General features: G+C 68.6%; 22 protein-coding genes. 9 read left to right on the top strand and 13 right to left on the bottom strand.

The window, feature by feature from the left end:
* Positions 1-6: 6 nt before the first annotated feature.
* The gene (locus ABD256_RS28955) at positions 7-948 is read right to left on the bottom strand and encodes an aldo/keto reductase (protein WP_344425968.1); all 942 of its coding nucleotides are present in this window, start codon (positions 946-948) and stop codon (positions 7-9) included.
* Positions 949-998: 50 nt separating this feature from the next.
* Positions 999-1,403 (bottom strand): MerR family transcriptional regulator, encoded by a 405-nt coding sequence (locus tag ABD256_RS28950; RefSeq protein WP_344425819.1) that lies wholly within the window; start codon positions 1,401-1,403, stop codon positions 999-1,001.
* An 84-nt stretch (positions 1,404-1,487) separates the two neighbouring features.
* Here ABD256_RS28950 and ABD256_RS28945 point away from each other — a divergent pair, with 84 nt between their 5' ends.
* Positions 1,488-2,078, top strand: a complete 591-nt coding sequence (locus tag ABD256_RS28945; RefSeq protein WP_344425816.1) for a TetR/AcrR family transcriptional regulator — start codon at positions 1,488-1,490, stop codon at positions 2,076-2,078.
* Here the strand turns inward: ABD256_RS28945 and ABD256_RS28940 are convergent, their stop codons facing one another.
* The 4 genes from ABD256_RS28940 to ABD256_RS28925 all read right to left on the bottom strand — a co-directional run bounded on the left by ABD256_RS28940 (position 2,079) and on the right by ABD256_RS28925 (position 5,043).
* The gene (locus tag ABD256_RS28940; protein ID WP_344425813.1) at positions 2,079-3,368 is read right to left on the bottom strand and encodes a hypothetical protein; all 1,290 of its coding nucleotides are present in this window, start codon (positions 3,366-3,368) and stop codon (positions 2,079-2,081) included.
* The gene (locus ABD256_RS28935) at positions 3,365-3,928 is read right to left on the bottom strand and encodes an RNA polymerase sigma factor (RefSeq protein ID WP_344425810.1); all 564 of its coding nucleotides are present in this window, start codon (positions 3,926-3,928) and stop codon (positions 3,365-3,367) included. Before ABD256_RS28935 ends, ABD256_RS28940 begins: the two co-directional genes overlap by 4 nt.
* 67 nt (positions 3,929-3,995) lie before the next feature.
* Positions 3,996-4,619 (bottom strand): uracil phosphoribosyltransferase, encoded by a 624-nt coding sequence (gene upp, locus ABD256_RS28930; protein WP_344425807.1) that lies wholly within the window; start codon positions 4,617-4,619, stop codon positions 3,996-3,998.
* A 214-nt stretch (positions 4,620-4,833) separates the two neighbouring features.
* Complete coding sequence (locus ABD256_RS28925) at positions 4,834-5,043, bottom strand: hypothetical protein (protein WP_344425804.1); 210 nt, start codon at positions 5,041-5,043, stop codon at positions 4,834-4,836.
* Between the two features lie 136 nt (positions 5,044-5,179).
* Here ABD256_RS28925 and ABD256_RS28920 point away from each other — a divergent pair, with 136 nt between their 5' ends.
* From ABD256_RS28920 to ABD256_RS28910, 3 genes are read left to right on the top strand one after another with little or no spacing between them, the layout of a single operon-like run.
* A complete protein-coding gene (locus ABD256_RS28920) occupies positions 5,180-6,049 on the top strand; it encodes a helix-turn-helix domain-containing protein (RefSeq protein ID WP_344425801.1) in 870 nt (289 codons plus the stop codon).
* Complete coding sequence (locus ABD256_RS28915; RefSeq protein ID WP_344425798.1) at positions 6,046-6,222, top strand: DUF397 domain-containing protein; 177 nt, start codon at positions 6,046-6,048, stop codon at positions 6,220-6,222. Before ABD256_RS28920 ends, ABD256_RS28915 begins: the two co-directional genes overlap by 4 nt.
* A 46-nt stretch (positions 6,223-6,268) precedes the next feature.
* Entirely contained in the window at positions 6,269-6,889 is a 621-nt protein-coding gene (locus ABD256_RS28910; protein WP_344425795.1) for a DUF1707 SHOCT-like domain-containing protein, read from the top strand.
* 9 nt (positions 6,890-6,898) lie between these two features.
* Here the strand turns inward: ABD256_RS28910 and ABD256_RS28905 are convergent, their stop codons facing one another.
* Positions 6,899-8,026: an HNH endonuclease signature motif containing protein gene (locus ABD256_RS28905; RefSeq protein ID WP_344425792.1), complete on the bottom strand. Its 1,128-nt coding sequence runs from the start codon at positions 8,024-8,026 to the stop codon at positions 6,899-6,901.
* Between the two features lie 529 nt (positions 8,027-8,555).
* Here ABD256_RS28905 and deoC point away from each other — a divergent pair.
* Genes deoC through ABD256_RS28890 form a run of 3 tightly spaced genes read left to right on the top strand, consistent with a single transcriptional unit; the run spans position 8,556 to position 11,843 of the window.
* Complete coding sequence (deoC, locus tag ABD256_RS28900; protein WP_344425789.1) at positions 8,556-9,545, top strand: deoxyribose-phosphate aldolase; 990 nt, start codon at positions 8,556-8,558, stop codon at positions 9,543-9,545.
* A complete protein-coding gene (locus ABD256_RS28895) occupies positions 9,545-10,978 on the top strand; it encodes an aldehyde dehydrogenase family protein (protein ID WP_344425786.1) in 1,434 nt (477 codons plus the stop codon). The genes deoC and ABD256_RS28895 overlap by 1 nt, the downstream gene beginning before the upstream one ends.
* Positions 10,971-11,843 (top strand): aldehyde dehydrogenase family protein, encoded by an 873-nt coding sequence (locus tag ABD256_RS28890; protein ID WP_344425783.1) that lies wholly within the window; start codon positions 10,971-10,973, stop codon positions 11,841-11,843. Before ABD256_RS28895 ends, ABD256_RS28890 begins: the two co-directional genes overlap by 8 nt.
* Positions 11,844-12,885: 1,042 nt before the next feature.
* Here ABD256_RS28890 and ABD256_RS28885 read toward each other — a convergent pair.
* On the bottom strand, positions 12,886-13,545 hold the full coding sequence (locus tag ABD256_RS28885; protein ID WP_344425780.1) for a TetR/AcrR family transcriptional regulator: 660 nt from the start codon (positions 13,543-13,545) through the stop codon (positions 12,886-12,888).
* A 197-nt stretch (positions 13,546-13,742) separates the two neighbouring features.
* Between ABD256_RS28885 and ABD256_RS28880 the strand changes: the two genes are divergently transcribed.
* Together ABD256_RS28880 and ABD256_RS28875 are read left to right on the top strand one after the other, a co-directional pair.
* On the top strand, positions 13,743-14,954 hold the full coding sequence (locus tag ABD256_RS28880) for a cytochrome P450 (protein WP_344425776.1): 1,212 nt from the start codon (positions 13,743-13,745) through the stop codon (positions 14,952-14,954).
* Between the two features lie 9 nt (positions 14,955-14,963).
* Positions 14,964-15,161: a ferredoxin gene (locus ABD256_RS28875; RefSeq protein ID WP_344425774.1), complete on the top strand. Its 198-nt coding sequence runs from the start codon at positions 14,964-14,966 to the stop codon at positions 15,159-15,161.
* An 83-nt stretch (positions 15,162-15,244) separates the two neighbouring features.
* On the opposite strand, the gene ABD256_RS28870 is transcribed toward ABD256_RS28875, so the two are convergent.
* The 5 genes from ABD256_RS28870 to ABD256_RS28850 are packed head-to-tail and all read right to left on the bottom strand — an operon-like array spanning position 15,245 to position 20,484.
* On the bottom strand, positions 15,245-16,330 hold the full coding sequence (locus tag ABD256_RS28870) for an ABC transporter ATP-binding protein (RefSeq protein WP_344425771.1): 1,086 nt from the start codon (positions 16,328-16,330) through the stop codon (positions 15,245-15,247).
* A 12-nt stretch (positions 16,331-16,342) separates the two neighbouring features.
* Positions 16,343-17,215, bottom strand: coding sequence for a carbohydrate ABC transporter permease (locus ABD256_RS28865; RefSeq protein WP_344425768.1), 873 nt, complete (start codon positions 17,213-17,215; stop codon positions 16,343-16,345).
* Positions 17,212-18,150, bottom strand: a complete 939-nt coding sequence (locus ABD256_RS28860; protein WP_344425766.1) for a carbohydrate ABC transporter permease — start codon at positions 18,148-18,150, stop codon at positions 17,212-17,214. The genes ABD256_RS28865 and ABD256_RS28860 overlap by 4 nt, the downstream gene beginning before the upstream one ends.
* Positions 18,150-19,487, bottom strand: a complete 1,338-nt coding sequence (locus ABD256_RS28855) for an ABC transporter substrate-binding protein (RefSeq protein ID WP_344425763.1) — start codon at positions 19,485-19,487, stop codon at positions 18,150-18,152. Before ABD256_RS28855 ends, ABD256_RS28860 begins: the two co-directional genes overlap by 1 nt.
* Positions 19,480-20,484, bottom strand: coding sequence for a zinc-dependent alcohol dehydrogenase family protein (locus ABD256_RS28850; protein ID WP_344425760.1), 1,005 nt, complete (start codon positions 20,482-20,484; stop codon positions 19,480-19,482). The genes ABD256_RS28855 and ABD256_RS28850 overlap by 8 nt, the downstream gene beginning before the upstream one ends.
* Positions 20,485-20,580: the final 96 nt, after the last annotated feature.

The following is a 20,580-nucleotide window of genomic DNA, read 5'->3' as shown; positions in this document are numbered from 1 at the left end:
TGCCTCTCATTTGCCCGCCGCGCGGGAAAGGCTCTCCGGGTACCGCGCACCGGCGACGGCACTCGCGGGCGCCGCGTCCTCGATCGCCTTGAGGTCCGATTCGGACAGTGAGTTCAGTGCAATCTCGACGGACGCGACGTTCTCTTCCAGGTACCTGCGCCGTTTCGTACCGGGGATCGGCACGACGTCGTCGCCGTGGTGCTGCACCCAGGCGAGCGCGAGCTGACCGGCGGTGACGCCCTTTTCCTCCGCGAGCGCGCGCAACGCCTCGACGATCGCGAGGTTCTTGTCGAAGTTCTCCCCGGCGAACCTCGGCAAGCGGCGGCGCATGTCGTCCTCTGGCAGGTCCTGCACCGAGGTGACCTGGCCGGTGAGGAACCCGCGGCCGAGCGGGGAGAACGGCACGATCCCGATGCCGAGCTCGCGGCAGGTCGGCAGCACCTCGTCCTCGATGCCCCGCGTCCACAGCGACCATTCGCTCTGCAGCGCGGTGACCGGGTGCACGGCGTGCGCGCGCCGGATGGACTCGGCGCTGGCCTCGGAGATCCCGGCGTACCGGATCTTCCCCTCCTCGACCAGTTCCGCCAGCGCGCCCCAGGTCTCCTCGACCGGCGTGTCCGGGTCGACGCGGTGCTGGTAGTACAGGTCGATGTGGTCGAGCCCGAGCCTGCGCAGCGACGCCTCGCAGCACTCCTTGACGTAGGCCGCGCCGCCCCTGGCGCTCATCTGGCCATCGGTCCAGACGATGCCGAACTTCGTGGCGAGCACGATGTCGTCGCGGTTCACGCCGCTCTCGCGGATCGCGCGCCCGACCAGTTCCTCGTTGACGCCGTCGGCGTAGACGTTCGCCGTGTCGAGCAGCGTCACGCCGAGTTCGAGCGCGCGGTGGATCGTGGCGATCGACTCCGCTTCGTTGTCGCGCACGCCGTAGGCCTGGCTCATGCCCATGCAGCCGAGACCCTGCGCGCCGACTTCGAGCGCGCCGAGCTTCTTGGTGATCACGCGGTGAGTCCCTCCACCTTGGGATTGTTTTCCGTGGCGAGCTTGCGTTCGATCTGCTCGTAGTTCTCGATCTTGTAGTCGAGCACGTCCATACAGGACTGGAGTTCGGCGATCCGCTCCGCGACCGTGCGGCGCTGTTCGACCAGGATCGCCTTGCGTCGACCGGCGCCGGCGACCCCGCGGCGGCGCAGTGAGGCGTACTCGCGCATCAGTCGGATCGGCATGCCGGTGGTGCGCAGCTTCGTGAGGAACCCCAGCCACAAAAGGTCTTCGTCCGAATAGGCCCGCCTGCCCGCCGCGTCCCGTGCGGGCGGTTCGAGCAGTTTGATGCGCTCGTAGTACCGGAGGGTGTCGATCGACAGTCCGCTACGTCGCGCGGCTTCCGCTATCGAGTAGCTCATGACAGGGACAGTACGACCTGGAGCGCACTCCAGGTCAACTGCGATCGCACCCGTTCGGCACCCCCGTTCGGTTACGCTCAGCACATGCCACGGCCCCGCACCCACGACGACGCGCTCCGCCTCAGGCTGCTCGACCGCGCGGGCGAACTGCTGTCGCTCGACGGCCCGAAGGCACTGAGCCTGCGCAAGCTCGCCGCCGACGCGGGGACCTCGACCACGGCCGTCTACTCCCTGTTCGGCAGCAAACCCGATCTGGTGAACGCGCTGTACGTCGAGGGGTTCCAGCGGTTCCAGGACCGGCTGGACGACGTGCCGAGATCGGGCGATCCGGTGGAGGACATGGTGCGGCTCGGCATCGCCTACCGCCGCAGCGCGCTGGCCGACCCGCACCTGTACCTGATCATGTTCACCAAGGCCGTCCCCGGGTTCGAGCCCAACGACGAGGCGAAACGCCTGTCACTCGACGCCATCGCCACCCTGGAGAACGTCGTGCGCGACGGCGTCGAAGCGGGTGTCTTCGCCGACCAGGAACCCGCCGGGATCGCGCTCGCCTGCTGGGGCCAGGTGCACGGGCTGGTGTCGCTGGAGCTGAACGGCAACCTGCCGCCCGATTTCGCCGTCGACGCCGTGTTCGAGGCCGCCCTGCGCGCGAACGCACGAGGCTGGCTCCGCTGATCAGCCGCCGACCGGTACCTCGAACGCCGGGGCCAGCGGCCTGCCCCGCGCGTCGGTCACCACCGCGGTGCAGCGGAGCGGGCGGTCTTCGACCAGTCCCGCCGGTTTGGCCGCCGCGAACGTGCCGTCCACGATCGGCGCCTCGGCGACCACACCGCCGCCGAAGTCCAAAGTGATCTTCGCGCCGGCGACGGGGGCGCTGCCGACGAGTGCCTTCGCACCGTCGATGCCGGACCACAGCTTGGCCCGCACCGCCCCCGCGGTCTCCGGATAGGGCACCACGGTCATCGAGTAGAACGGTTGCCCCGGCCCTGCCGATCGCGCGCAGGCGATCACCCGGCCCTGCGCCTGGCCCATGACGAGTGCCGCGCCGTTCGCCTCCAGCCTGGCGGCGGGCGCGTAGCTCGCGGCATCGAAGGAAACACCGGTCGAGGCGAGACAGGCGCCGAGCAGCCTCCCTTCGGGGGAGGCGCGATCCGGTGCCGGTGCCCGTGGCCGGTCGACCACGGCCCACGCCTGGCGCAGCTTGGGCACCGGGTACCTGGCCTGCGAAACACCGGTCGTCACGATGTTCCGGCCCGGCGGTGGTGCCACCGAAGCCGGGGCAACGGACACCTCGATCCCGGTGACGGGCTTCGCCGGGGCGAACGCCACGAAGAGCCCGTCACCGACCGACACGTCGATGCCGAAGGTGTCGGCGCCGCTGCTGATCCCGGTGCGGCCAGTCACCCGGAGCGACCCGATACCCGGCCCCGCCGACCCCGCGATGGTTCCGCTCGCGCTGAACAGCGAGATCCCGGCGGGGAAGCCGACCGCGTCCGCCATCGGATCGGCGGAGACGGTGGCGCTGGTGGCCGTGGTTTCGCAGAACAGCACGCGGTCATCGGCGCGGACGGCGACCACCTGGACGCCGGAACCGTCCAGGGCCGCCGGATCGCTCGACTTCTCGAACACCGGGCGCCACCGGTCACGGTCCGGGTAGGAGCCCCGGTTTCCCGCTGTGCCCAGTGCGTCCCAGCAGCGGTCGAGCTGCGCGTTCGCACGGGCGGTGTCCAAGGTGAAACCGGGGGGCGGCGGCTCGATCCGCGGTACCGCCGGGGACGAATCGCGAGCGGCGCGCGTCATGGTCACCGCGGTCACCGCGCCCGCGGCCAGCACGACCACCGCCGCGGCGGCCAGCACGGCGCTGCCACGGCGCCGCGGACGCGGTTCCGCCATGCCGTGGCGGACCGCGGCCCGCATGCGTTCGCGGACGTCGTCGGGAAGTTCGCGCCGAGGGGGGAGGGTCATGACAGTTCCTCCTCGCACAGCTTGCGCAGGCGGGCGCGGGCGCGTGAAAGGTGCACGCGGACGGTGGTTTCGCTGATCCCGAGCGCTTCGGCGGCGTCGCCGATCGAAAGATCGCCGAGCAGGCACAGCTCGACGGCCTTGCGCTGCGACTTCGGCAACCGGCGCACCGCGTCGATCGCCTGCCGGAGGCGTTCTTCGCTGTCCATCCGGTCGACGACCGCGTCCGCGTGGTCCGCCTCGTCGGCTGGCGCGGGCACGCGGTTCAGCAGCCGCAGCCTTCGCCCCGCGCTGCGGAACTCCGATCTGGCGAGGTTCCCGGCCACCGTGTACAGCCACGGCAACGCGCTCTCGCGCACGAGCGTCACCTCGCCGCGGCGCCGCCACGCGATCAGGAACGTCGCCGACGCCAGGTCCTCGGCGGTGGCCCACGATCCGGTCAGGCGGTAGGCGTGGTTCCACACCGCCTGCGCGTGCCGCTCGAACAGGTCGCCGAAAGCGTCCTCGTCGCCGGCGGCGGCGCGGGACCACAGCTCGGCGTCGCCGAGTTCCTCCCCCGGCATCTCGGCCACCGTTCGTCGCGCATCGGGTCTCACACCGGGTCAGTGCCCGGCACCGGCGCGGGTGTTTCTACCGCGAGCCGTACTGCCGGTCGCCCGCGTCGCCGAGGCCGGGAACGATGAACCCGGAGTCGTTCAGCCGTTCGTCGATACTGGCGGTGACCACGCGCAGCGGCAACCCGGACTGCTCCAGGTGCGCGATGCCCTCCGGCGCGGCGAGCGCGCAGATCGCGGTGACGTCGGTGGCGCCGCGCCCGGTGAGCAGGCGGATGGTGAACTCCATCGACCCGCCGGTGGCGAGCATCGGGTCGAGCACCAGCACGGGCCGCTCGGCGAGGTTCTCCGGCAGCGACTCCATGTAGGGCGTCGGCTGCAGCGTCTCCTCGTCGCGCGCGAGCCCGACGAACCCCATCTGCGCGTCCGGGATGAGCTTGTGCGCCTGGTCCGCCATGCCGAGCCCGGCGCGCAGCACCGGCACCAGCAGCGGCGGGTTCGCCAGCCGGTAGGCGTCGGTGCGGGCGACCGGCGTGTGGATCCGCTCGGTGCGCACCGGCGCGTCACGGGTGGCTTCGTAGACCAGCATGACGGTCAGCTCGTGCAGCGCGGCGCGGAACGCGGCACTGTCGGTGCGCGCGTCGCGCATGGTGGAGAGCCTGGCCTTCGCCAGCGGGTGATCGACGACTCGCACATCCATGGACGGTCACCCTAATACGGCGGCGACCGCCCACGGACGGGCTCAGCCCACCAGGGTGGATCCGTAGTACTCGTGCCGCCCCGGCCGCGGCACGCGGCGGAACCGCGGTTGCCCCCCATCCGGTCTCCCCTCTTGCTGACAACGCGACCATTGCCGTGGTCGCTGGTGGAACCATGATCGCGGCGACCACCGACAGTTTCGGGATCGTCGGCGGTCAAGCGCTTTTCATCGTGTCCTCGGCGTCACGGCTCAGCTCGTAGAAGTTCACCGCCTCGAAGAAGTGCCCGATCACCGGTGCCAGCCGTTCGGCTGGCCACTCCTTCACGCAGTACCCGTCGAGGCGCGCGGGTTCGTCGGGTGGTTCGATGTCGACGGTCATCTTCCAGGTGGCGTAGGTCCCGCTGATGGTCCAGCTTCTTTGCATAGGTTTCTTCCTCCACAGGCTCACTCGCCAAATCCTTCAACCTTGCCAATCGGGCACGCAAACTTCCTTCGGGTGGCTCTCCTTTCGTGCCCCGGTGGCAAGACACGAGGGTGATCGTGGAGCGAAAGGGGAGGCGATGAGCAAGCGCAAGGGAGTGTCCGTCCGGCAACGGCGGGTCTCCGCCGAGCTGCGGTCACTGCGCCGTGACCGCGGGCTGAGCTGCAAGGACGTTGCGGTAGGGGTCGACTGCTCGGAGAGCAAGATCAGTCGCATGGAGACCGGCGATCGCGGCCTCTACGCCGACGATGTGGCCACCGTGCTGGGTTTCTTGCAGTGTCCGGCGGCGAAGCGGCAAGAGCTGCTGGCGCTCGTGCGCGAGGGGGAAGAGCGGAACTGGCACGAGATCCACGGAAAGCTGCCGACGAACTGGCATGACCTGATCCGGTTCGAAAACGAAGCGACTGCGATTTGCAACTACGAGCCGATAATCGTTCCCGGCTTGGCCCAGGTACCTGACTACTCGCGCGCGATCATGCACGGAGTCAACTCACGACTCTCCGAAAGCGAAGTGGAAAATCTGGTGGCGGCTCGGATGACAAGACAAGTGATCTTCAGTCGCCGTCAGGCTCCCGTGGTGCATCTCGTTATCGATGAGATGGTCCTGCGGCGCCCAGTGGGCGGTGTGGAGGTGATGCGAACGCAACTCCGGCACCTGCTCCACCTGGCGGAGCGCCCGAAGGTGTCCCTCCAGGTCGTGCCATTCGCTTCCGGCGCCCACCCCGGTCTCACCGGACCGTTCGTTCTTCTCGAATCACCTGGCAGTCCGGCACTTGCCTACGTCGAAAGCCGAGGAACCAGCAGCTTCCTCGAAGAAGGTGAGCATGTGGACAGTGTGAGGGTCGCCTGGCGAGAGCTTCGTGCCATAGCATTGTCACCCGAAGACTCTGGGCGGCTAATTGCCAGTGTTTCAAGCGAGCTGATCACTCCGGAGGAGCGCAATCCATGACCGCAGCGCCACACTGGCGGAAGAGCCGCTACAGCAGCGACCAGGCCAACTGTGTCGAGGTTGCGGTAGCGCCGGTGGCCGTGCGAGTCCGGGACACGAAGGACCGGCCCGGCGGCGCGCTGACCTTGCCGACTTCCGCCTGGCTGGCCTTCCTGCGACATCAGACCCGCTAAGCTCCTCCGGGTGACGGATGAGTCCCCTGTGCCTGAGCTTCCGGCCATGCGTGCGTCGAACGCCGATCGTGAGCGGTTCGCCCAGATTCTGCACAACGCCCTCGGCGAGGGCCGGATCACGGTCGAAGAACTCGAAGAGCGCCTCGACACCGTGTACGCAGCGAAAACGCTCAAGGAACTTGAACCCGTGGTCGTGGACCTACCCGGTGTCACCGCGACGCCGGGCGGGGCGATCCAGCCCGCCCAGTCACACACGGTCACCGGGCCGGACAGCCGCATCGGCGGCACCGCTGGCTCGCAGATGTCGTTCGCGTTCATGTCGGGCGCCAGCCGCAAGGGCAGCTGGGTGGTCCCGCCGCAGCACACCAGTGTCGCGTTCTGGGGCGGTGTCGAGATCGACCTGCGCCACGCCCGCTTCGCGGTGAAGAACTCCACCATCACCGCTGTCGCCGTGATGGGCGGCATCGACATCGTGGTGCCGGACGACATCGTCGTCGACGTGAACGGCATCGGCATCATGGGCGGCTTCGAACTCAACGATCGCAGCGACCGCCCCGCACCGTCGGCAGGCGCCCCGGTCGTCAAGATCACCGGTTTCGCGTTCTGGGGCGGCGTGACGGTGGTCCGCAAGCCGCGCGAAAAGCCCACCAAGCAGATCGAAGAGTAAGTCGATCCGCTAGATGAACCCGGTCGGTTTTTCGGTGTAGGTGCGGCCGTCGGGGGTGGTGACGGTGATGGTGCCGTCGTCGCCGGTGTGGAATTCCCAGCCGGGTTCATCGCACAGGCCGTGATGCACGCGGCAGAAGGGTCGGAAGTTGACTTTGTCGGTGCCGCCGCCTTCGCTCCAGGGCTGGATGTGGTCGAGGTCGCTGTACTGGGCGGGCCGGAAACAGCCCGGCAGGTAGCAGGTGCGGTGCAAGACCTGGACGTACCTGCGCATCTTTTTCGACGGCCGGTAGCTTTTGCGGCCCATGTCGATCGGTAGCCCGGTCATCGGCTCGGACACGATCCGGTTCCACACCGAGTTCGAGTCGAAGGCGATCTCGCGCGCCATCTCCGGTGAGATCTCGCCGCACCCGGCCAGCTCGGCGGGGTTGTTCCGCAGGCCCATCAGGGTCGGCAGGTCGATGTAGACGAAGACCTGCGCCGTCGGCTTACCGCCGCACTCCCCACCCAGGCACAGCTCCACGAGGCCATCGGCTCTGAGCTGGTCCATGGTGCGCACGTCGCCTTGGCGCTTCTTGTCCAACGCGTACCGGTCACACAGGGCATAGATCGCCTGCGCCCGATCCGAGGGCAACTCCGCGAACAACGTCGAGGACCCGTGATCCCCGTGCCGGATCTCCACCATCCGCGCGGCGGTCTTGGCCCGCCGCCGCTGCTCATACCCCTCGGGATCGACCCGCATCAGCAGCGAGTTGGCCATCCGTCGTAACGAGCCTGGATTCTTGTTCTCGAACGTCAACCGCGAGTCCACCTCAGCCGCCACCTCCCGAGACGCACACGCGGTAGCCTCAAACACCTTCGACGCCATACCCTCATCAATGAGCCCGTTCTCCAACGCCTCCAGGGTGCGCGGCAGGTAGGACGTCAACGCGTCAGCGAGCGCCGCCTTCTTCTCCGCCCCGGCTTGGGTGCAGTTGCACGACAACGCCACCCACGCCAGCACCGATCTTCGCGACCACACCCCACTCATCTGCGCGATTTGCCGCAACAACATCGCCTGCCCAAACCGGAACCACCTCTTCCAATGCTCCGCAGAATCAGAAATAACCCGACCGTCAGACTTCTCCAGTACATCCACAAAACAATTCTATCAATCAACCCATCACCCGATCGGGTACAGAAATGATCACAACCTGCCACAACGCGCCCACAATGAAACCGCAAGCCAAACAACATACGGGACCGACAGTGCGTCGGGGACGCTACCCCAAGGCGACCAAAGGTTTTCGTTCCGTTGGCAATCGCCGCTGGTGACCAACGACGCGACCCGCGCCGAGGAGCGGCGATTGCCAACGGCGCGCCGAAGGCGTGCCGTAAACCTTCACCGCGCCCCCCAAACACGCGAGCAAAACCCAAAAAGCAGCCCCCATTTTCAACTCTACCGAAGACCACCGACAATTCGAGCAGAGTCAAGATCAGGAAGAGAAGACCTGTCGCCCCATCTCTATCCCAAGCACATCGGAACCGCCCTCGGATGCTGTGATCGCGACCGCGCCCCCGCAGCCGCTCGGTCACCCGGCGGCCATCCCGGGCGAACGGCCCCGAAGATCTTCGCGCCTCTCCCCGGCCACGCCCACGGCCGTTGACCGGCGAATACACTCGACCGCATGACAGCAACGACGGCAACGTCACCGCAGACGAGCGCCGCGGAGACCCCGCTGCCGCCCGCCCTGCAGGACGCGACGAGGGACGACGCGAGCCTGCGCCGGTTCCTGCGCGGCCTGCCCGGCGTCGACCAGGTCGGCGTCGAGCAGCGGGCCGCGGGGCTGGCCACGCGCAGCATCAAGAAGGCGGCCAAGCTCTGGGCGATCGACACCGCCATCTCGATGGTCGACCTGACCACCCTCGAAGGCGCCGACACGCACGGCAAGGTCCGCGCGCTCGCCGCGAAGGCGAAGCGGCCCGACCCCGACCGGCCGGACACTCCCCAGGTCGCGGCCGTGTGCGTGTACCCGGACCTCGCCGCGACGGCCGTCGAAGCGCTCGAAGGCACCGGGATCAACGTGGCGAGCGTCGCCACCGGCTTCCCGTCGGGGCGCACGAGCCTCGACATCAAGCTCGCCGACGTGAAGATCGCCGTCGACGCGGGCGCGGCCGAGGTCGACATGGTGATCGACCGCGGCGCCTTCCTCGAAGGCCGCTACGGGCAGGTGTTCGACGAGATCAAGGCGATCAAGGCCGCCTGCGGTCCCGCGCACCTCAAGGTCATCCTCGAAACCGGCGAGCTGGCGACCTACGACAACGTGCGCCGCGCCTCCTGGCTGGCGCTGCTCGCTGGCGGCGACTTCATCAAGACCTCCACCGGCAAGGTCTCGCCCGCCGCGACCCTGCCGGTCACGCACGTGATGCTGCAGGCGGTGCACGACTGGCACGCCCAGACCGGCGAGCTGCGCGGGGTGAAGCCCGCGGGCGGCATCCGCACCACGAAGGACGCGGTGCGCTACCTCGTCGCCGTGCACGAGGTCGCCGGCGAGCAGTGGCTGACCCCGCACCTGTTCCGGTTCGGCGCGTCGAGCCTGCTCAACGACCTGCTGCTGCAACGCCGCACCCAGGCCGACGGCCACTACAGCGGCCCCGACTACGTCACGGTGGACTGATGGGAATCTTCGACTACGCGCCCGCGCCGGAGTCCCGCGCGATCGCGAACCTCAAACCGCACTACCGGCCGTTCATCGGCGGCGAGTTCGTCGACGGGTCCGGCGAGCCGCTCAAGACGGTCAACCCGGCGACCGAAGAGGTGCTCGCCGAGGTCAACACCGCCTCGACGGCCGATGTGGACACCGCGGTGAAGGCCGCGCGCAGGGCCTACGACCGGGTCTGGTCCAAGATGCCGGGCAGCGAGCGCGCCAAGTACCTGTTCCGCATCGCGCGGCTGATCCAGGAGCGCTCGCGCGAGCTGGCCGTGCTGGAGAGCCTGGACAACGGCAAGCCGATCAAGGAGTCCCGCGACTCCGACGTCCCGACGGCCGCCGCGCACTTCTTCTACCACGCGGGCTGGGCGGACAAGCTCGACTACGCCGGGCTCGGCCCGAACCCGAAACCGCTCGGCGTCGCCGGTCAGATCATCCCGTGGAACTTCCCGCTGCTGATGCTGGCCTGGAAGATCGCGCCCGCGCTGGCCACCGGCAACACCGTGGTGCTCAAGCCAGCGGAGACGACCCCGCTGACCGCGCTGGTGTTCGCCGAGATCTGCCAGCAGGCCGAGCTGCCGCCCGGCGTGGTGAACATCCTGCCCGGCGCCGGTGACATCGGGGCCTCCCTGGTCGAGCACGCCGACGTCAACAAGATCGCGTTCACCGGCTCGACCGACGTCGGCAAACTCATCCAGCGCCAGGTCGCGGGCACCGCGAAGAAGCTGACGCTGGAGCTGGGCGGCAAGGCGGCGAACGTGGTGTTCGAGGACGCCCCGCTCGACCAGGCCGTGGAGGGGATCGTCAACGGGATCTTCTTCAACCAGGGCCACGTGTGCTGCGCCGGTTCGCGCCTGCTCGCCCAGGAGTCCATTGTGGACGAGCTGCTGGCGAAGCTGCGCCACCGGGTGTCCACTTTGCGCATGGGCGACCCGCTGGACAAGAACACCGATATCGGCGCGATCAACTCCGCCGAGCAGCTCGCGAAGATCAAGGGGCTCGTCGAGTCCGGCGAGAGCGAAGGCGCGCAGCGGTGGACGAGCCCGTGCCCGGTGCCGGACAAGGGTTTCTTCTTCGCGCCGACGGTGTTCTCCGACGTGCACCAGTCGATGCGCATCGCGCGCGAAGAGATCTTCGGGCCGGTGCTGTCGGTGCTGACCTTCCGCACCCCGGACGAGGCCGTGACGAAGGCCAACAACACGCCGTACGGGCTTTCGGCGGGCATCTGGACGGAGAAGGGCTCGCGCATCCTGTGGATGGCGAACCAGCTCCGCGCCGGTGTCGTCTGGGCCAACACGTTCAACCGCTTCGACCCCACCGCCCCGTTCGGCGGCTACCAGGAGTCGGGTTTCGGCCGCGAAGGCGGGCGGACCGGGCTGGAGGCCTACCTCGATGTCTGACGATCAGCGCATCTCCGTCGCCAAGACCTACAAGCTCTACGTCGGCGGGAAGTTCCCCCGCTCCGAGTCGGGCCGGGTGTACCCGGTCAGCGACACCAAGGGGAAGTTCCTCGCCAACGCCGCGCACGCGTCCAGGAAGGACGTCCGCGACGCCGTGGTCGCCGCGCGCAAGGCGTTCGGCGGCTGGTCGTCGGCGACGGCCTACAACCGGGGCCAGGTGCTCTACCGCGTCGCCGAAATGCTCGAAGGCCGCCGCGACCAGTTCATCGCCGAAGTGTCCGCTTCGGAGGGTGCCACCGCGAAGAAGGCGCAGTCCCTTGTGGACACCGCGATCGACAGGTGGGTGTGGTACGCGGGCTGGACGGACAAGATCGCGACCGTGCTCGGCGCGGCGAACCCGGTGGCTGGCCCGTACTTCTCGTTCACCGTCCCGGAACCGACCGGCGTGGTCGGCGTGCTCGCGCCGCAGCGCTCCTCGCTGCTGGGGCTGGTGAGCGCGCTCGCGCCGGTGCTCGCCACCGGCTCGACGGCCGTGGTGGTGTCGAGCGCCGAACGGCCGCTGCCCGCGATCACGCTGTCCGAGGTGCTGGCCACCTCGGACCTGCCCGGCGGTGTCGCGAACATCCTCACCGGCAAGGCGTCGGAACTGGGCTCGTGGCTCGCCGCGCACGGCGACGTCAACGCGCTCGACCCGACCGGGGCCGCGCCGGAGGACCGCGCGGGCCTGGCGCGCGAAGCGGCGGGCACCGTGAAGCGCGTGCTGACCGTGCCGGACGCCGAGCCGGACTGGACCGCGACGCCGGACATCGCCCGCCTGCGCCGCTACCTGGAACCGAAGACCGTCTGGCACCCGCTCGGCGTCTGACCACCCTCATGCCCCGAAGGATGCTCCTGTAGAGGTCAAAAGCGAGGTGCCCTGAAGGGCCCTTGAGGGAATCTGATGCCGCCAAGGGCACCTTCAGGGCATCAGCATCACCATGCCGCCCGCCGTGAGGGACGAGATCGCGGCGTCAGATTCCCTCAAGGCGCCCTTCACAGCATGCACTGGGACTTCGCCGTTCACGTCTCATTCTCATCCCCGCGCTGGCGCCCCGAAAGAGGGCCTTCATCGACGTGCATACTGCGGATGTGGCCTTCATGGACCCGCTCTGCTCCGGGCGCATGCCCCGAAGGGGCCCATGAGGGAATGTGATGCCGCGAAGGGCCCCTTCAGGGCATCAGCACCACCGTGCCGCACGCCGCGAGGGACGAGATCGCGGTATCAGATTCCCTCAAGGCGCCCTTCACAGCATGCACTGGGACTTCGCCGTTCACGTCTCATTCTCATCTCCGCGCCGGCGCCCCAAAAAAGGCCTTCATAGGCGTGAATGCCACGGAAGCGGCCTCCACGGACCCGCTCTGCCCCGGGCGCATACCCCGAACGGGCCCATGAGGGAATCAGACGCCGCGAAGGGCCCCTTCAGGGCATCAGCACCACCATGCCGCACGCCGCGAGGGACGAGATCGCGGCGTCAGATTCCCTCAAGGCGCCCTTCACAGCATGCACTGGGACTTCGCCGCTCACGTCTCATTCTCATCTCCGCGCCGGCGCCCCAAAAAAGGCCTTCATAGGCGTGAATGCCACGGAAGCGGCCTCCACAGACCCGCTCTGCCCCGGGCGCATACCCCGAAGGGGCCCTTGAGGGAATCTGATGCCGCGAAGGGCCCCTTCAGGGCATCAGCGTCGCCGTGCCGCCCGCCGCGAGGGACGAGATCGCGGCGTCAGATTCCCCGAAGGCGACCTTCACAGACCAAGCCCCCGGGCGGCTCCGCGCTTCCGCCACCCACCTCACCAGAATCAACGCGCACACATCATCACTGTGGCCTTCGCGGCATGAGGGAAAGCCACCGTGACGGCACCGCGGCGGTCAGCGGGGGGTAGTGCGGCCGGGGGGCTCGATGTCGTCGGCGGTCAGCGGCCTGCCCGGCAACGCGGTTCCGACGCCCGCGCGCAGGCCGTCGAGCATGATCGCGGTGCACCGGTCGGTCGCCAGGTCCGCGATCGCGGTGAACCGGCCCTTGGGCACCCGCCGCAGCAGCATCGCGGCCAGGATGGCGACGTCACCGGTGTCGATGTCGGTGCGCAGCGAGCCCTCCGCCTGGCCTGCCCTGACCACCTCGTCGATGGTCCGCAGCAGCCCCGTCCGGAACTCCTCGGTCTTCGGGTCGTTCTGCAGCACCGCGTGCGCCATCGGCGACAGCATCGCGAGCTGGATGCTCAGCTGCAGCTCGTGGGAGTGCCGCAGGATCCGGACGAGCGCCGCCCACGCCGTCGGCTCCTCGTCGGCGGCGGCACGCGCCTGGCTCAGCATCCGGTCGAAGTTCTCCCGCGCGATCTCCCTGATCAGGCTCTCGCGATCGGGGAACCGCCGGTAGAGCGTGCCGACGCCGACCGCGGCGGCGCGCGCGATCTCCTCCATCGGCACGTCGGGGCCGTGATCGGCGAAGATCGCCCGCGCGGCGGCCAGGATCTGGTCGCGGTTGCGGCGCGCGTCGGCCCGCAGCCGGGTCTCGGGGTCCGCCGTCATCTCGTCACCTCTCAGCACTGACGCGGAGATTCTCGCATGGGCAACGACCAACGGAACGTACGTCCGTTCCGTGACCATCACCCCTTTGCACGTGGACGGAAACTCTCCGCTTAAGTACCCTGGTTTCACAAGTGGACGAACAAACTCCACATAGCTCCGCTCCCGACGGACTGCCTGGATTGAGGGGAACCACACCCATGACCGAAGTCGCGGACACCGAAGTCGCCAGCTTCCCGATGACGAGGACCTGCCCGTTCTCGCCGCCCGCCGAGTACCGCACGATGCGCGAGGAGGCCCCGGTCTCCCAGGTCGAGCTGCCGACCGGCCAGCGCGCGTGGGTGGTCACGCGGCTCGACGACGTCCGGACCATGCTCACCGACCCGAGGCTCAGCTCCGACCGGCGCAACCCGAACTTCCCAATGATCGTGCCGGGCCAGCGCAGGCGGCCGGACTTCAAGGCCTCGCTCATCACGATGGACGCGCCGGAGCACGGGCAGGCGCGGCGCGAGGTGGTCGGCGAGTTCACCGTCCGCAGGATGAAGGCGCTGCAGCCGCGGATCCAGGAGATCGTCGACGAGCGCATCGACGCGATGCTCGCCGGGCCGCCCGGCGCCGACCTGGTGCGGGCGCTGTCGCTCCCGGTGCCGTCACTGGTGATCTGCGAACTGCTCGGCGTGCCCTACCGCGACCACGACTTCTTCCAGGCCCGCACGGCCAAGCTGCTCAACCGGCACACCCCGGCCGACGAGCGCGGCGAAGCCTTCGACGAGCTGCTCGACTACCTCGACCAGCTCGTCACGGGCAAGGAGAAGGCGCCGACCGAGGACGACCTGCTCGGCAGGCAGGTGCTCCGCCAGCGGGCACAGGACGCCGAGGACCACGACGGGCTGGTGTCGCTCGCGTTCCTGCTGCTGGTCGCCGGGCACGAGACGACAGCGAACATGATCTCGCTCGGCACGCTCGCGCTGCTGGAGAACCCCGACCAGCTCGCGATCATCAAGAACGACCCCAGCCGGACGCTGGACGCGGTCGAGGAACTCCTCCGGTACTTCACGATCGCCGAGACCGCGACGTCCCGCGTCGCCGTCGAGGACATCGAAATCGGTGGCGTGCTGGTGAAAGCGGGCGAAGGCGTCATCACGCTCGGCAACGCGGCGAACCGGGACCCGGCGGCCTTCGAGGCCCCGGACACCCTCGACTTCGAACGCGGCGCGCGCCACCATGTGGCGTTCGGGTTCGGCGCGCACCAGTGCCTCGGGCAGAATCTGGCCAGGATGGAGCTGCAGATCGTGTTCGACACGCTCTTCGCGCGCATTCCTGGGCTGCGGTTGGCCGCGAAGGTCGCCGACCTGCCGTTCAAGGACGACGCGACCATCTACGGGCTGCACGAGCTGCCCGTGACCTGGTAGGGAGGAACCATGCGAATCATCGCGGACCGCGATCGGTGTGTGGGGGCAGGGCAGTGCGTGCTGACCGAGCCCGCCGTGTTCGACCAGAGCGAGGACGACGGCACCGTACTGGTGCAGCGGGACGAGGTGGACGGCGAAATCCTGGTGAGCGTCCAGGAAGCCGTGCACGTCTGCCCGAGCCAGGCGCTCTCGCTCAAGCAGGAGTGACGCCCCGGAGGTGACCTTCGGGCAGTCGAAAACGCGCGGCCGCCCGGCGGGTAAGGGGTTCCCGCCGGGCGGCCGAAGCACTCTCAGCCGAGGCGCCGCGACGTCTCCGGGTGGAAGGCGTGCACCTCGCCCGCGTCCCGCAGGCCGACGCGCACCTTCTCGCCGATCCGCGGCGGCGTCCTGCCGTCCACGCGCACCACGATGCGCTCGCTCGCGCCGTCGACGGTGCCGTGCAGGTAGGCGTCCGCGCCCAGTTCCTCCACCAGGTCGACGGTCAGCTCGAAACCGTCCTCGCCGGCGCCGACCAGGCCGAGCGACTCCGGGCGCACGCCCAGCACGATCTCGTCGAGGCCCGAGGCCGCGTCCAGCACCGGACGCGGCACCGGCACGGTCAGCTCGCCCAGCCGCGCCCCGCCGTCGACGACCCGGTAGGTGCCCAGATTCATCGCGGGCGAGCCGATGAACCCCGCGACGAACGCGTTGGCCGGGTTCTCGTACAGCTCGCGCGGCGAAGCGCACTGCTGCAGCACGCCGTCCTTCAGCACCGCGACCCGATCCCCCATGGTCATCGCCTCGACCTGGTCGTGGGTCACGTAGATCGTGGTGGTGCCGAGCCGCTGCTGGAGCTTCGCGATGTTCGCGCGCGTCTCCACCCGCAGCTTCGCGTCCAAGTTGGACAGTGGCTCGTCCATCAGGAACACACTGGGCTCGCGCACGATCGCGCGGCCCATCGCGACGCGCTGCCGCTGCCCGCCGGAAAGCGCCTTCGGCTTGCGGTCGAGGTACTTCGTCAGGTCGAGCAGGCCGGCGGCCTCCTTGACCTTGTCCGCGATCTCCGGCTTGGGCACACCGCGAAGGCGCAGCGCGAAGCCCATGTTGTCGGCGACCGTCATGTGCGGGTAGAGCGCGTAGGACTGGAACACCATCGCGATGTCGCGATCCTTCGGCGGCAGGTCCGTGACGTCGCGGTCACCGATGTGGATCGCGCCCTCGTCGACGTCTTCGAGCCCGGCCGCCATGCGCAGCGCGGTGGACTTGCCGGACCCCGAAGGCCCGACCAGCACCAGGAACTCACCGTCCGGAATGGACAGTTCGAGCCGGTCGACGGCGCGCACCGCGCTGGCACCGGGGTACACGCGGGACGCGGCGGCGTAAGCGACTGCGGCCATGATTTTTTCTCCTTACTTGACCGCGCCCATGGAAAGGCCGCGTACCAGGTGGTTCTGTGCGATCCAGCCAACGATCATCACCGGCAGCGAGGCGAGCAGCGCCGCCGCCGAAAGCTGCGCCCAGTACAGGCCCTCGCTCGTGATGAAGCCGACGAGGAAGACCGGGACCGTGCCCGCGCGCGCCGCGGTCAGGTTCACCGCGTAGAAGAACTCCGTCCACGAGAAGATCACGCAGATCAGTGCCGTGGCGGCGATCCCCGGCGCGACGACCGGCAGGATCACCTTGTACAGCAGGGTCGGCAGGCTCGCACCGTCCACACGGGCCGCTTCGATCATCTCGGTCGGCACCTCGAGGAAGAACGAGCGCATCATCCAGATCGCCAGCGGCAGGTTCATCGCGGTGTAGAGGATGACCAGCGCCCACACGTTGTCGAGCAGCTGCACGTTCTGCGAAATCACGTACAGCGGGATGATCGCCGCGACGATCGGCAGCATCTTCGTGGAGAGGAAGAAGCCGAGCGCGTTGCTGGTGCCCTTCACCGGTGCCAGCGAAAGCGCGTACGCGGCAGGCACGCCGAGCAGCAGCACCAGCAGTGTCGAAAGGACGGTGACGAACGCGGAATTGCCGAGGTAGGGCAGGAACCCGCGGTCGATCACCCCGGCGAACTGGTCCAGCGTCGGGGTGAAGAAGAGCTTCGGCGGATCCGTGAAGGCGTCGCTCTCGGTCTTGAAGGCGGTGAGCACCATCCAGATCAACGGGAACACGAACAGGATCGCGACGATCCAGGTCGCCGCGGTGAGCGCGCCGGGACCGAGCCCGCGCTTGGGCTTGCGCGGGGCCGGGCTCGCCGGTTCCGCCTGCCTGGTGGCCGTTGCCGTGGTCATTTCACGCCTCCGCTCACCGCGAAGGTCCGGAACATCAGGCGCAGCGCGAAGGTCGCCACGATCATGGTCAGGATCACCACGATCACGCCCATCGCCGAGGACTGCCCGATGTCGAAGCCTTCGAACGCGCGCTGGTAGATGTAGTACGGCAGGTTCGTGCTCGCCGTGCCGGGACCGCCCTGGGTCATCAGGAAGATCGCGTCGAAGCTGTTCACGATGTAGATCGCGCCGAGCAGCGTGGCGAGCTGCAGGTACCGGCTCAGGTGCGGCAGCGTGATCGCGGTGAACGTGCGGACCCGGCCGGCGCCGTCGACCGAAGCGGCCTCCAGCACCTCCTTCGGCTGGCTCTGCAGCCCGGCCAGGATCAGCAGCATCATGAACGGCGTCCACTGCCACACGATCTGCGCCATCACCGAAGCGAGCGGGAACGCCGAAAGCCAGTCGGTGTCGGTGCCGAAGACGAAGTGCAGCAACCCGAAGCTCGGGTGGAACATCGTCGTCTTCCACAGCAGCGCGCCCGCGGCGGGCAGGATCAGGAACGGCGTGATCAGCAGCGTGCGGACCACTCCCCTGCCGAGGAACTTCCGGTCGAGCAGCAGCGCGAACCCGAGCCCGAGCAGCAGCGAGAAGAACACGCACACGATGGTCAGGATCACCGTGTTCAGCATCGCGCCGCGGAACTGGCTGTCGGTGAACACGTCGAGGTAGTTGCCGAAGCCGACGAAGTGCCGCGAACCGGGGCGGACCAGGTTCCACGACTGGAACGAGTAGAACACCGTCAGCAGGAACGGGAGCTGCGTGACCGCGACGGTGAACAGGAGCGCGGGCATCAGCGGGAGGCGCCGCTTCCACGAACCGGACGTGCGCGGTTTCGCGGCCTTACCCGTGGTGGCCTTGGACGGCGCGGACCGCGCCGGGGCGGAGAGCGTGGACATCAGTGTCCCTCCCGGTAGGACGCGCCGACCGTCTGCGCGTACTCCTGTGACTGCGCCAGCGCGTCATCGACCGAGATCTGCCCGGCGATGGCCGCCGACAACTGCTGGCTCACCCTGGTTCCGAGGTCCTGGAACTCGGGGATGCCGACGAACTGGATCCCGGGGTACGGGACCGGGTTCACCATCGTCTTCTGCTGGTTCGCCGCGTCGATCCCGTCGAGGGTCGGCTGCGCGTACGCGGCGGCGGCCTGCTTGTACTCGGGGATCTCGTAGGTCGACTTCCGCACGCCCGGCGGCACCCGGTTCCAGCCGAACGTCTTGCCGACGTCCTTGACGAACTGCTTGTTGGTCATCCACTGCATGAACTTCCAGGCGTCTTCCTTGTTCTTGCCCACCTTCGGCATGCCGAGCGACCAGGTGTAGAGCCAGCCGCTCGCCTGCGTCTTGTCCACCGGCGCGGGCGCGTACCCGGACTTGCCGACCACCTTGCTGGCCGACGGGTCCTCGTTGGTACCGGCCATGACCGTCGCGTCGTACCACATCGCGGTCTGCCCCTGCGTGTACGCGGTGCCGCATTCGGAGAAGCCCGCGCTCGACGCGCCCACCTCACCGTGTTCGCGGACGAGGTCGACGTAGAAGTTCGCCGCCGCCTTGAACTCCGGCGAGGTGAGCTTCGCGTTCCAGTCCTTGTCGAAGTACTGGGCGCCGAAGGTGTTGGCCACCGTGGAGAACGGCGCGAGGCTCTCGCCCCAGCCCGGCTTGCCGCGCAGGCAGATCCCGGACACCCCGGCCGCCTTGTCGTCGAGCTTCCCGGCGAACTCGGCGATCTGCTTCCAGGTCGGCTTCGCGGGCATCGTCAGCCCGGCCTTCTCGAAGAGGTCCTTGCGGTAGGCCAGGAACGACGACTCGCCGTAGAACGGGACGGCGTACATCGAACCGTCGTGGGACAGGGAGTCGCGGATGCTGGGGATGAAGTCGTCCTTGTCGTACCCCGGCGTCCGGTCGATGTAGGGGCTCAGGTTTTCGAGCCAGCCGTTGGCAGCCCACTGCGGCGCCTCGTAGTTGCTGATCATCACGGCGTCGAACTCGCCGCCCTCGGTGGCGGTGGACGCGGTGATCTTCGCGCGGGCCTGGTTTTCCGGCAGCGACACGAACTTCAGCTTGACGCCGGGGTTCTCCTGTTCGAACTGCTTCGACAGGGCGATGGCGTCCTTCATCTGCGGGTTGGCCACGATCGCGATCACCAGCGTGCGGCCGCCCGCCCCGATCGCGCCCGCACCGGCGCACCCGGTGACGCCGAGCAGCACCGCCACCGCGAGCAGGATGAACCTACGCATGCCCACCTCCCGGTAGTACCTGCACCTTCAGGCCGGCGCCGCTGCGCATGAGATCCAGCGCGCCGGGGAACTCTTCGAGCGGCAGCTTGTCCGTGAGCAACGCCTTCGTGTCGATCACGCCCGCGGCCACCAGGTCGAGCGCGGGGCCGTAGCTGTCGAGCACGGCCATGGAGCCGACCACGGTGATCTCGTCGTTGTAGATGCGGAACGGCGACAGCGCGATCCTGGCCTCGGCGGGCGCCACACCGAAGACGAGCAGCCTGCCACCCCGGCGAAGCGAGTCGAAGGCGGCTTCGATCGCGGGCGCGGCACCGGTGCAGTCGGCGGCGGCGTCGAACTTCTCGCCGTCCAGCTCGGAAACGTCGCCCGCGACGGCGTGCGCGCCGAGCGCGGTGGATCTCGCGAGCCGCGCGGTGTTGCGGTCGACCATGGTGACGCGCGCGCCGCCGCGCTGCAGGAGCTGCTGCATGATCAGGCCCATCGTGCCCGCGCCGATCACCAGGAACCGCTCGCCGACCTCGACGCCGATCTTGCGGACCCCGTGCACGGCGCACGAAACCGGCTCGACCAGCGCGCCTTCCTCCCAGCTCATGGAGTCCGGCATCCGGTAGCAGTTCGCCGACGGCACCGCGACGTACTCGGCGAACGCGCCGTTCACCGTGTCACCGGTGGCGTTCCAGTTCTCGCACAGGTTTCCGCGCCCGGTGCGGCACGGCGTGCAGTACCCGCAGAACAGCGACGGGTCGACGGCGACGCGGTCGCCGACCTTCCAGCCGCCAGGCACGTCGGCGCCCAGCTCGACGATCCGGCCCGAGAACTCGTGACCAGGCACGATCGGGTAGGGGGTCGGGGGGAAATGGCCGTCCGCGATGTGCAGGTCCGTCCCGCAGATCCCGCAGGCACCCACCTCGAGCACGACTTGACGCTCTCTGGGCTTCGGGTCTGGCACCTCACCGACCCTGATCGTGCCCGGCTGGTCAATGATCGCGGCTCGCATCCGGCCCCACCTTCTTCCGTCGCTCATCTGAGCGGCCATGCATCCTTGCACGCTGCGGCATGCCTGGGAATTGAAAACTTTCCGTGGTGTTACGTC

It is taken from the genome of Amycolatopsis minnesotensis, from assembly GCF_039529815.1.
Taxonomy (GTDB): domain Bacteria; phylum Actinomycetota; class Actinomycetes; order Mycobacteriales; family Pseudonocardiaceae; genus Amycolatopsis; species Amycolatopsis minnesotensis.
The sequence above is the reverse complement of the archived record's forward strand: the minus strand, read 5'-3'. Positions and strand labels throughout refer to the sequence as shown.